This window comes from Collinsella sp. LCP21S3_A3 (assembly GCF_052118905.1).
Lineage (GTDB): Bacteria > Actinomycetota > Coriobacteriia > Coriobacteriales > Coriobacteriaceae > Collinsella.
In genome coordinates this window covers 141,709-153,418 of sequence record NZ_JBQKGH010000004.1, presented here as the reverse complement: position 1 = coordinate 153,418, position 11,710 = coordinate 141,709, and the positions used below count along the sequence as shown (strand labels likewise).

Below are 11,710 nucleotides of genomic sequence, written 5' to 3'. Positions count from 1 at the left end.
CCTGAGATTGTCATTTTAAGAAATAGAACGAAAAGGACGGCCATGCACGAAATCGCGCAGGCAGAAAGTGCTGTTCGAGGCGCATCCTGCGAAAGGATACCCGTTCAGAAGGGTTGTTGCCAGTTTTTATCGATTCGATTTTTTACGAGCGCACGAAGAGGTTGCGTTTAGAAAAACGCAAGGGCGGCTGTTTCGCCTGTAAGCAAACATGAAATCGGCCGCAGCGGTACCGCCTGGGAGGGCGGACGAGGGACTTGGCCGCAACCTAATCCCCGGGTGCGGCTGCTACGCTCACTACTTGAGAATCGTCGACCGCCCAGTATCTGCCATCCAAAAGTTTAAACACGATATAGCTGCCGTCTTTGCTTATTTCGGCGGCGTTTACGCATTTCTGAAGATCGGCGTGGCGCGCGTAGCGGCCGTCGAGCTTATCTCCATTTACAAGCACGACTTCAAGATTGAGACCCATCTTCTCATACATAACGATACGATCCGAATCGTCCACGCCCTTGCTTGAGTCGAAGTCGGGCCTTTGCCCACCGCGGCGAATCCCTCGTTCAGTCAATGCCCTGTCGATCCCGCCCTTTGCGTAGTCGCTCAGCTGGGAATAGATTCTGCCAGCGAGATCATCGGCCAAGACGCGCTCTGGGTCCCCGCCTGACCGTTCCGCTCGAAACTCGCCTAATGCCGACAGCATCAGGTACACCTCATGCAATCGCAGCGGCAGGAAGATCGGGTGAGCCGTCGACTTCAGGCCGCCGCGGCTTGTCGGCTCGGCCTTGATGTAGGAGTCGCCAAAACGCACGCCGCCTGCCAGGGCGCTCAGGCGTTTTTGCACCGCCGTGCGCGAGCAGCCCAGGTACGCGGCGATCGCTTGCTGGGTCATTCCCTTATGCGCCGCTTTGAGCAGCATGAGATTTGCCTCGTCCGTGCCTATGAACGATTTGTCCAAGTTGTAGTGGCGCTTTTTTGGGGCGCCGCCAATCTCGTTGCCCTTTTCGAACAGCTCGTGCACGCTCAGGAACAATTCATGGCGGCCGTTGCTTTGGGGGCCTTCCTCTGAGTTGGCATAATCTGCCAGCGCCTTGCAAAACGAGCGATAGTTTTCGTCAGTGACGAAAGTGGGCCACTGCATGTTGTGAAAGCGTGTGCCTTCACGTGTGTCGGCGAATTTCGCATACGCAGACTCAGGATCGCAACCGACCCTTTCCGCAATTTCCGCAACTCTCATGCCAATCCCTTCCGCAACCCAATCACACGCACGAAAAACCTATCAAGCCAGAAGATTGATGTGGCAAAAAAGAAGAAGAGGCATTACACCCCTCCTTCCGGACAGCCTGTATCCCGGTTCCCTGCCTGCCAGTTCGCCCTCCCCGAAACCCTCGGGGCGCTATGGGGTCGAGCCCCTCCGCATGGAAAATTCTATCGCGGCCATGCCCGCTATGCGTGTCACGCACACCACGCCAAACGTCAGGTTTACCAGCCGGGACTGAGCCCTCTTTCGAGAGCAGGGTTATATTAGCATCTACAAACTCGAAAAACCCTGCCGCATTTGAGGAGTACCAAGAAAACGGTCTACACCTTGAATATCAACCTCATCCGAACACCTCCCGCATTCACACGAACATGTACGGATGAATGCGGGAATCCGATACCCTGAGGGCCGGATCGGCCGGCCCACTAGGCACGAGCGGGACACGGTCCAGAGGATGCCGGAGCGCAGGGTCCCGTGCAGGGAGATCGCGGGGGAGCCGGGCAGGTCGCCCTAGACGGTGAGCGCCGAGGTGCCGTCGCGCCCACCCATGAAAAGAGGGTTTCTTTGCGGGCGCCGCATCCGCACGCCCCCGCAAAGAAACCCTCGCACTCGCATCTCTACCTGCGAACCCGCACGCGCCCTCGCGCACGCGCCGCGGCAGCTGCTAGTCGCGGTAGAACGAGCCCATGTAGCGGATGTACTCGTCCTCGGTGTGGTTGGCCTTCCAGTCGTGGACGGAGTCCTTGTTGCGCTGGCCGGCGATGACGGAGAGCTCCTTACCCAGCTTCTCAAAGGCCTCGTCGACGCACTCCTCGGGGGTGAGGGCGATCTTCATGACGGCCTCGCCCTGCGGGCCGCCGGGGAGGTTGGACAGCAGGCTGGGGGTTAGGGTGGTGCCGAGGGTGATGACCTCGACGTCGACACCGGTGCCCTCGCACTCGCAGGCCACGGCCTCGGTCATCTTGAGGATGAAGGCCTTGCCCGCGCCGTACTGGCCGTTCCAGGGGCTGGAGCTGATGCCGGTCATCGACGAGACGTTGATCACGGCGCCGCGGTCCTGGGCGGCAAAGATCCGCATGTAGTGGTGGAAGCACTTGAGGAAGGTCACGACGTTGACGTTGATCATGGCCTCGTGCTTCTCCCAGGGAGTGTCCTGGATCTTGCCGAAGCTGTGCAGGCAGGCCACGTAGCTCATGAAGCCCATGTCCAGGCCCTCGGTCGCGGCGAAGACGGTCTCGGCAGCGTCGGGCTGGCTAAAGTCGGCGCGCACGACCTTGGTCTCCACGCCGTAGGTCTCACGGATCTCGCCGGCGAGCACGTTCAGCTTCTCCTCGCGACGGCCGACCATGACGACATTCATGCCGCCGGCGGCGATCTTCTCGCAGAACGCCTTGCCGACGCCCTCGGTCGCGCCCAGGATCAGGCCCCACTCACCGTACTTTTCCCTCAGGTTCATACTGCATCCTCTCTCTCGATGCCCATGCGGGCACCTCTCCTTTAGCGTGCGGCCGCTCAGCCGCATACGGTGCGCCATTATGCGCTGAACAAGAGGGGAGTGCGTTCACGACTTTGCGAACGAGCCCGAAACAACGATGAACGGTGTCGGTCTATCACCACAATGAAACCCTTGCAGTATCAAGAGGGGAGGTGCTGGCGGGTGGAACCAAAAGGTGAACGCCGCCCTGGCGTGAGCGGCGTTCGATGTGGTTTTACCCACCTTGGTAGCTATTCACCAGGAGGGCATTGCGACCTCCGGTCGCCTTTGCTGTATCCACTTGTGTGCCCATGTACAAAGGGATGCATCGCTATTCTGCGCCGGTGCTCGACGAGCGCGTGCGCTGGGCGCTCATCAGCGGCTACCTCTACGGCGTGCGCGACGCGCTGCTCACCCTCAACAATAACTGTAGCTGCAACTACCAACATAGCCCTCGCGGCTACTTCCTGTGAGAGTTTTTTGTTAAAGCAACGGCGCGAGAGTCCTCGTGGCACCCAGCAGCGTCCTCCACATGTCTGGACTCTCTATGCTCGCGCTGGATAGACATCGCCAGAACGGGTATAGTATCGAGAGTTTTGTCGTTTACCAGCGGGGGAGTCCTGTGGGCATCAAAAAGAAGATCAAAAAGGAGCTTATCGGCACCTCCGATTACCCGTCGAATAAGATTTTCACGATCTCCAATTTCATTACCTTCACGCGCCTGGTCCTCACGCTGGTCTTCCTGTACCTGTTTGTGACGGACAACAACCGTGTCGTCGCCATTGTCATCTATGCCATCGCGGCCTCCACCGACTGGATGGACGGTCAGATTGCCCGCATGACTAAAACGGTCTCGTGGCTTGGCAAGGTTATGGATCCCATCTGCGACCGTGCGCTGCTATTTACAGGCGTTTTAGGTCTCGTGGTTCGCGGCGAGCTTCCCATCTGGGTCTGCGTGCTCATCATTGGGCGCGATATCTACCTGGGCATCGGCACGCTCATCGTGCGCCACTACCATCGCCGCCCCATCGACGTAGTGTTTCCCGGCAAGATTGCCACGGCGCTGCTCATGACCGGCTTCTCGCTCATGCTGCTGGGCTTTCCCACCGTGGATGGCTGGCATCTGCTGCCCGCCACGTTCACGGCCTTCCCGGGCCTCAACGGCAGCTCGGTACCGCTCGGCATCTTCTTTGTGTATGGCGGCGTCATCTTCTCCATGCTCACCGCTGTCATCTATTCCATTAAGGGTGGAGCGGCCATTAAACAGGCTGTTGCGCATCCAGAGGACGAAGACGTCGACTTTCTTAACCCCGAAATCGAAGACTAAGCCATTGGGGTATTATTACGTACAGTTCATTCTTTGCGGCATGTCCGCGTTAAGTTAGGGGTTGTCATGGACAACATGGTTAACAATATGCCTCAAAACGATAAGACTGCCGACGCAACCTGCGTCTTCCGTGTGCCTTCGAGCGACGTTACCGTTCCCGATCTTATGGCGAACGTTCGCATCACTGCCCCCGTTCTGTCTATTGTCAAGGGGCCGCAGACCGGTGCTGCCTTTGAACTCGAGGACGATGTGACCACCATTGGCCGCGATCCGGCAAACGGCATTTTCCTCAATGACATGACCGTATCGCGTAGCCACGCACGCATTATTCGCGAGGGTCTGGCTGCTCGCATCGAGGACTTAGGCTCGCTCAACGGCACGTGGGTTGACGGCGCTATCGTCAATGCCGCCCCGCTGCACGACGGATCTTCCGTCCAGATCGGTACGTTTACGCTCATCTACCACGAGAGCACGCCGGAGCGCATCGAAACCGGTGAGTAAGGCATGGCCGAACGCAACTATCTGAGTATCGGCCAGGTCGTCAATTTACTTCGAGGCGCATACCCCGATCTTTCGAACTCAAAAATTAGATTTCTAGAAGATGAGGGGCTCATCACCCCTCATCGTACGCCTAAGGGGTATCGCCAATACTCCAAGGAGGACGTTGACCGTCTAGAGGTCATTCTGCACCTGCAGAAGACTCGCTACATGCCGCTCAACGTGATCAAGCAACGCCTGGAAAACGCTACAGATCTCTCCACGCTTGCCTACGAGGTGGGTCTGCTGTCCGACGTTCCGCTCAAGACGGAACCAAAGGAAACCAAGCAAAAGCTGCACCCCATCGAGACGATTCCGGATATGTTGGGCGTCGAGATCTCGTTTATTCGCTCCTTGGCCGAAAACGACCTTATTCGCATTATCAAGAGTCCGCAGAACCGTGAGCTCGTCGACGGGCGCGATTTTCCGATTATCCGCTACTGTTCTGAGCTGTCACGCTTTCATATCGAGCCGCGAAACCTTCGTCAGTACGTATCATCCGCCAACCGCGAGTCTTCGATGTTCGAGCAAGTGCTCGTGAGTATGCTTGGCATGGACACCTCAGATGACGAACGTGATGCCAAGCTCGAACGCGCGTTTAAGAAGTTACATGACCTCACCGAGGGCGTGCATACTGCGCTGCTCAAGAACCGCGTATTTGAGTCACTCAACGCCGTAGTCGAGGACGCCGATATCGATGCCCTCGATGAGGAGATCGCACGCTCCGAATCAACCAAGGCCAAAAGCGAAGAGGCATCTGCCTCCGCGGTCCCCGTGCGCGAGGAATCCCTCGTGCAGCCGCTTAAGGTTGTCGCCCCCTCGCACACCGGCACCGCCAGCGCGGACAAATAAATGCTTCTACAAACCAGCCTCCCATGAAAGGTCACACCATGTACGACTTCGAATCTCACATCGTCGACATCCCCGACTATCCCGAGCCCGGAGTCGTCTTTAAGGACATCACGCCGCTCTTTAGCAATCCCGAAGCACTTAAAGCCATGGTCGACGCGCTAGCGGAGCATTTCTCCGGTATGGGCATCACTAAGGTTGTAGGACCCGAGGCTCGCGGTTTTATGGTAGGCGTGCCTGTTGCCGTGGCACTCGGCGCGGGCTTTGTTCCTGCACGTAAACCGGGAAAACTGCCACGTAAGACCGTTAGCCAGGAATACGAGCTCGAGTATGGAACCGATTCGATTGAGATTCACGTCGATGCCATCAGCTCTAAAGATACCGTGTTGATTCTGGACGACTTGGTCGCGACGGGCGGAACCGTCGAGGCAACAGGTAAACTGGTGCGAGATATGGGCGCAAAGCTCGTAGGTTATGGTTGTATCCTTGAGCTTGCGTTTCTTAATCCGCGCAAGAAGCTCACGCCTTCTAACGAGGACGTTGAGCTCTTTAGCCTGGTAACGGTGGACTAGCCGCTACCCTTAGATACCGGAAAGGAAGCTCCATGCGCACAGCAAACACGCACAAAAACATGGCACGCTGCGCAGCTACGGCAACCCTCGCTTGTGTTTTGGGCTTGGGCCTCGCGGCTCCTGCCTATGCCGATACCGCGTCCGATCTTGCCGCCGCTCGTACCAAACTCGAGCAGATCGGTACGCAAACCCAGCAAATTCATGAAGAACTCTCCGCTCAGACGCAGGAGCTTGATCAGACTGCAGGCGAGATCACGCAAAAGCAGCAAGAGATTGCCGAGGGCCAGGCAAAGCTTTCGAGCTACGTTGCCGGTGAGTACAAGACCGGCGGTCTGAGTCTCCTTCAGGTTCTGACGGGCGTCGACGATCTGGGCGATATGCTCAACCGTTTGTTCTACTACGGCAAGGTCTCCGACAAGCAGGCCCAGACCATTCAGGAGGTCAAGGACCTTAAGCAGCAGCTCACCGATAAGCAGGCCGAGCAGGAGAAGAACGTCGCCGCGACGCAGAAGAAGGTCGACGAACTCAACGCCCAGCAGGCTGAGGCCCAGAGTGTCGTAAACTCCCTGGATTCACAGCTGCAAGCCGAGCTTGCTGCCGAGGCCGAGGCGAACGCCGCGCTGCAGGCTGGCATAAATGCCAGCACCGCCGAAAAGGCCACGGTGAGCAACGACACCGCCGGTACGACCGAGAACACCAACAATAGTGGCGGTACGACCAACAATGGCGGCGGTAACACACCTGCGCCCGCGCCCGCTCCTGCTCCCACGCCGCAGCCCTCGACGCCCGCCCCGGCACCGGCCCCTTCCGCGCCGAGCCAGTCCGTTGACGGCGGCAGCGTTGTCTCTCGCGCTTATAGCAAGCTTGGTTGCGCTTATTCCTGGGGCGGTATTGGCCCGAACAGCTTTGACTGCTCCGGCTTTGTAAGCTACTGCCTCACCGGTCGCTACTGCCGCCTGGGCACTACCGGCACCTTCATGGGTTGGCCCCGTGTTTCTGATCCTCAGCCGGGCGACGTCGTTGTTAACTCTTACCACACCGGCATCTACATTGGTAACGGCCAGATGATCCATGCTTCCGACTACAGCACGGGCGTTATCATCAGCTCCGTTGCCGCTGGCATGAACAACAATTATATTTTCGTTCGCTATTAAGTGTTTTAACTCAGCTAACGAAAGTGGACCTCGTATCCTTTGGGAGCGAGGTCCATTGTTTTATCTCGACCGCCCATTTTGTGTGTAAACTACAATCTAGTTTTGAATACTAGATATGCGCAGCATCTGTCCAAAAGATAGCTATAATTGTTGAGGAACAACTAGAAAGGACCCTCAATGAGCTGGGCACTCATCTCAGATTCGAGCTGCAATCTTCGCGATTGGCAACCAACCGCACCTCATACCACCTTTGCATTTGCACCCCTTAAGATCCGAGTGGGGGAGCGTGAATTTGTCGACGATCACTCGCTCGATGTTCACGAGCTTAATGTTGCCATTCAATCGGAATCCAGCGCATCATCGAGCTCCTGCCCAAGCGTAGGGGAGTGGGCTGAGCTCTTTAAGCTCGCCGACAAGACGATCTGCATGCCCATCTCCGAGGGCGTCTCGGGAAGCTACAATGCCGCGGCCACTGCGCGTGACATGGTGCTTGCCGAAGAGCCCAATCGTAAGATTCACCTGGTTAATTCGCGCGCAGCAGGCGGCAAGATGGACCTGATCTTCTTACTGTTTGATCGCTATCTTGCAAGTAAACCGGATGCCTCCTTTGAGGAAGCCTGCGCCTACTTCGATAGCTTGGAGCAGAACAGCAAGATCCTCTTTAGTTTATGCAATTACGAAAACCTTGCGAAGGCCGGACGTATCCCTAAGGCGGCCGGTGTTATTGCCAACAAGCTCAACATCCGCATTTTGGGCACGGCGAGCGAAGCGGGCGAAATTGAACTCGTTGGGCATACGCGTGGCGAAAAGAAGATGCTCACCAAGATTGTCGACACCATGGAGGCCGAGGGTTTCACGGGCGGCGAGGTCATCATCGATCACGTTGAGAACGAAGCTGGAGCTCAGGCGCTTGCCGACCGCATTGTGGAGCACTGGCCGGGCTCCAAGACTATCATCATGCCCTGCAACGGCCTAGATTCCTATTACGCCGAGATGCATGGTCTCATCATCGGCTACGGCATGGGCGTGGCTTCGGGCCAATAAAGCTCAACCAAGCAAAAACGCGGGCGGGACAAAGTGACTGATGGCTCTTTGTCCCGCCCGCGTTATACGTCGCCTAGCTATTAAACCCATTGAACTTGAGGTAGCTCATCAGGTACGCCTTCGATACAAAGGACGAAACCGCACTGCGTACGAGCAATGACTCGCGCGTAACCTGATGTGCGGTATCGGGCACGGGAGTCTGCTCAAGGGAAAAAGCCGCACGAATCGATGCCTCAAGTTGATCGACTACATAATCGAAGGCCGTCGGAGCGTCGTAGCTCAAGCGCTGAATATTAAAGAGCGCCTGAACCGCAGCGATGGGCAGCACCTGCTTAAAGATACAAATGGCGATGAGACGCGCAATCTGCTCACGGCCATACTGCTTTTTAACCGGAGCAGGAACGAGGCCGACCTTTACGTAGTTATTGATCATCGAAGGCGTAATAACGGGCTGCTCTACGCAAATCGAAAGCGGCTCCATCCACAGTGCAACATATTCAATAACCTGATCGCGATAGAGCGTTACGTTGGGCAGCTGGTCATAGCGTGGCAGGCTCAACGCATTGAGTTTACCCGCCATATCGGACTGAATAAATGCATCCGGCAGCACCGTCGGCTGAATATCCTCCGGCTTAATGCTGACCGATGTATCGGACATCGGGATAACATGTTTGACGTGGTTCATAAGAGGCCTCCGTTCGTTTTCTATATTGTATTCTAGATTATCTAGTTTTGCATACCACATAGCCGCTAAGTAAAAGTGGTTGGACAGCACATTGGCGCACCGTCCAACCACTTTGCAAATAGATAGCAACCTTACATAAGATATATTATCGTACTTATCCTCGTAAGAAGGCGTATGCGCTGGTTGCCGCTATGGCTCCGTCCGAAACGGCGGTCACAACCTGGCGTAAACGCTTGGAACGGATATCGCCGGCAGCAAACAAGCCCGGCGTGCGAGTGGCCATAGAGTCGTCGGTAACGATACCGCCGTCAGGCGCCAGATCCACCAGATGCTGTACAAGCTCGGTATGGGGCTGTGTTCCGGCAAAGACAAAGATGCCAAACGAACCTGGATCGAAGGACTCGGAATAGGTATCACCGGTGGCGTTGTCCTTAAACGTGATAGTTGTAGGCATGGCCTCGCCCGATAGCTCCACAATACTAGTTTGGTACCTAACAGAAATATTATCTTTAGCGAGCACCTTTTGAACCACGCCATCGGGAGCACGGAACTGATCGCGGCGCAAGACGATGGTCACGCTGCTGGCAATTTCTGATAAGAACAGGGCTTCCTCGCAGGCAGCATTACCGCCGCCAATGACAAAGACCTGTTTGCCACGAAAGAACATGCCGTCGCACGTCGCACAATACGAAACGCCGCGACCGCGATACGTATCCTCGCCAACAAAACCAGCAGAGCGCGGCGTGGCACCCATGCAGGCAATAACGCTTGAGGCCACCGTGTCGCCCGTATCGTGATGCACCGTAAACAGCGCCGCATCCGCATCGTAATCGATACCCGTCACCATGCTCCATGCAACCTGTGCTCCCAGGCCCTCTGCATGTTGCTGAAAACGCTCGCCGAGCTCGGCACCGCTCAAGAGCGGAATGCCCGGATAGTTTTCGACCTCATTGGTTGTGGCGATCTGTCCTCCCGACATGCCTTGCTCAATCACGGTCGTCGTTAGATTGGATCGCGCAGCATAAATGGCTGCAGCATAGCCCGCTGGGCCGCCGCCGATAATCGCAACATCGATCGGCTGATTGGTAGTCATGGAGTGTCCTCTCATCGAAACATTGGCGTTCTTTGCGCTCATACCCAAATTTAGGAGAACATGACAGTCATGCACTACAATGATTCTTTGCGAAACAACGATGAAGGGGAGTTATCGATGGATCAAACGCAGATGGGCAATGACGCTCCCCTGCCCACGCAAAGCGCCCCCCAATCGGAGCAATTGATGCCGCCACCCGGACAAAAGCCCTTAGTGACCATTGTCCACGCATCGGTTGGTTCGGGACACAAAGCGGCAGCAAACGCTATCGCGCAAGCATTCGAGCTTATACGCGGCACCAAGGGCATACCGCAGGATGTCGAGATTGAGGTCTTGGATATCCTCGATTTTGGACGCATAAAATTCGACGGCAACAAAACGGCCGCATCGTTTACCGGCGCCACACGCCCAATTTATGACTTGACCTGGCGATATACCCTTACCGGACACCTGCTTTGGGGCGGCGGCACGGCATGGTCGCGCATTATGTTTCCCGCATTTAACGAATACGTTCGCACTCGTAGGCCTATTGCCGTGGTCGCCACACATATCACGGCAGCCAACGTTGCGGTTGGTGCGCGCGTCATTACGGGCATCGACTATCCCGTCATTTGCGTGCCGACCGATTACGAGGTCGAGGGCTGGTGGCCCCATAAGGACACTGACTTATTCTGCGTGGCAAACGAGTTTATGGCCGAGACGCTCCGCCCACGCAAGGTTCCCGAGGCAAAGATACGCATTACGGGCATCCCTATTCGCGCTGGATTTGACACGGATTACAATCGTGAGGAAGAACTCGAGAAGTTCAATCTCCCTATCGACAAGACCATTGTGCTGGTAATGGCCGGCGCCAGTTTGCCTCAACCGTACGTTCGTTTTCGCGCGGCGATGGACCACACCCTCCCCTTCCTCCGTAGCTTCGAGGATATGCACTTTGTCTTTTTGCCGGGCAAGGACACGGAATACGCCACGCGCCTGAAAACGCTCTTCGAAGCCATGAAACTCGAAAACGTCACGGTTCTTGACTATGTCGATGACATGGCAGCGCTCATGCACGGCTGTGATCTGGCAATTCTCAAATCGGGTGGACTCACTGTTACCGAATGCCTGTGTGCACACCTGCCGATGATTCTGCTGGGCAAGTCCTATGGCCAGGAAAAGGCCAACACCACCATGCTCACCGACTTGGGCGCCAGCATGCATGTCACCACCGCACGCGAGCTCATTGTGACGCTGCGCCATCTCCACGATCATCCCGAGTCGCTCAAGGCACTGCTCATCAATGGCGAAGTGCTACGTCGTCCACACGCGGCCGAGGACATCGCCATCGCAACCATGGAACTTGTAGGCAAGCCCCAAAAGCGCAAACGAGCCTTCTGCCGCTTCTACTGGGGCGGAAAACCTGCGCATATCCGCTAAGGTCTTAATGTCCGCTTACCCGCGGGAGGCCCCTATATATCATCCCGTGCTCAAACATTCTCGCTTCGCTGCGAAACTGCGCGCGGGACGATATATAGGGGCCTCCCGCAGGCAAGCTGCGTTTACGTATTAGCAGCTATACCAGATTCCCCACCATTAGAATCTGCAAAGGCGAAACCGGAAAATATAAATACAGTAAGCCGACACGACAAAGGTGGCGTCCCTTTGACGCGCCGGCTTACTAGAAAGATTGTTATATCTCAAGCATGTAGCCCTTTCGCCTGAGCCCCATACATATCGT

12 protein-coding genes are annotated in these 11,710 nt (G+C 56.3%); 8 read left to right on the top strand and 4 right to left on the bottom strand.

What is annotated here, in order from left to right; genetic code table 11:
- Positions 1 to 265: 265 nt before the first annotated feature.
- The gene (locus ACTQ0H_RS03685) at positions 266 to 1,231 is read right to left on the bottom strand and encodes a hypothetical protein (RefSeq protein ID WP_441063559.1); all 966 of its coding nucleotides are present in this window, start codon (positions 1,229 to 1,231) and stop codon (positions 266 to 268) included.
- 688 nt (positions 1,232 to 1,919) lie between these two features.
- On the bottom strand, positions 1,920 to 2,711 hold the full coding sequence (locus ACTQ0H_RS03680) for a 7beta-hydroxysteroid dehydrogenase (protein ID WP_154516391.1): 792 nt from the start codon (positions 2,709 to 2,711) through the stop codon (positions 1,920 to 1,922).
- Positions 2,712 to 3,052: 341 nt separating this feature from the next.
- Here ACTQ0H_RS03680 and ACTQ0H_RS03675 point away from each other — a divergent pair, with 341 nt between their 5' ends.
- The 7 genes from ACTQ0H_RS03675 (at position 3,053) to ACTQ0H_RS03645 (ending at position 8,212) form a co-directional block, all read left to right on the top strand.
- Complete coding sequence (locus ACTQ0H_RS03675; protein WP_441015440.1) at positions 3,053 to 3,202, top strand: hypothetical protein; 150 nt, start codon at positions 3,053 to 3,055, stop codon at positions 3,200 to 3,202.
- Positions 3,203 to 3,351: 149 nt separating this feature from the next.
- Positions 3,352 to 4,056, top strand: a complete 705-nt coding sequence (locus ACTQ0H_RS03670; protein WP_441031238.1) for a CDP-alcohol phosphatidyltransferase family protein — start codon at positions 3,352 to 3,354, stop codon at positions 4,054 to 4,056.
- A 66-nt stretch (positions 4,057 to 4,122) separates the two neighbouring features.
- The gene (locus tag ACTQ0H_RS03665; protein ID WP_195838557.1) at positions 4,123 to 4,557 is read left to right on the top strand and encodes an FHA domain-containing protein; all 435 of its coding nucleotides are present in this window, start codon (positions 4,123 to 4,125) and stop codon (positions 4,555 to 4,557) included.
- Positions 4,558 to 4,560: 3 nt separating this feature from the next.
- Positions 4,561 to 5,445, top strand: a complete 885-nt coding sequence (gene ftsR / locus ACTQ0H_RS03660; protein WP_154516382.1) for a transcriptional regulator FtsR — start codon at positions 4,561 to 4,563, stop codon at positions 5,443 to 5,445.
- Positions 5,446 to 5,483: 38 nt separating this feature from the next.
- Complete coding sequence (locus ACTQ0H_RS03655; protein WP_195838556.1) at positions 5,484 to 6,014, top strand: adenine phosphoribosyltransferase; 531 nt, start codon at positions 5,484 to 5,486, stop codon at positions 6,012 to 6,014.
- A gap of 32 nt (positions 6,015 to 6,046) precedes the next feature.
- Positions 6,047 to 7,168: a coiled-coil domain-containing protein gene (locus tag ACTQ0H_RS03650; protein ID WP_441063555.1), complete on the top strand. Its 1,122-nt coding sequence runs from the start codon at positions 6,047 to 6,049 to the stop codon at positions 7,166 to 7,168.
- Positions 7,169 to 7,345: 177 nt separating this feature from the next.
- Positions 7,346 to 8,212, top strand: coding sequence for a DegV family protein (locus tag ACTQ0H_RS03645; protein WP_441063554.1), 867 nt, complete (start codon positions 7,346 to 7,348; stop codon positions 8,210 to 8,212).
- 73 nt (positions 8,213 to 8,285) lie between these two features.
- Here ACTQ0H_RS03645 and ACTQ0H_RS03640 read toward each other — a convergent pair whose 3' ends face one another.
- Positions 8,286 to 8,897, bottom strand: coding sequence for a DUF1836 domain-containing protein (locus ACTQ0H_RS03640; protein ID WP_441063552.1), 612 nt, complete (start codon positions 8,895 to 8,897; stop codon positions 8,286 to 8,288).
- A gap of 154 nt (positions 8,898 to 9,051) precedes the next feature.
- Positions 9,052 to 9,990 carry an NAD(P)/FAD-dependent oxidoreductase gene (locus ACTQ0H_RS03635; RefSeq protein WP_441537845.1) on the bottom strand — a complete coding sequence of 313 codons (939 nt, stop codon included), beginning with the start codon at positions 9,988 to 9,990 and terminating at the stop codon, positions 9,052 to 9,054.
- Between the two features lie 213 nt (positions 9,991 to 10,203).
- On the opposite strand from ACTQ0H_RS03635, the gene ACTQ0H_RS03630 reads away from it, so the two are divergent.
- Positions 10,204 to 11,409, top strand: coding sequence for an MGDG synthase family glycosyltransferase (locus ACTQ0H_RS03630; protein ID WP_441547827.1), 1,206 nt, complete (start codon positions 10,204 to 10,206; stop codon positions 11,407 to 11,409).
- Positions 11,410 to 11,710 lie beyond the last annotated feature (301 nt).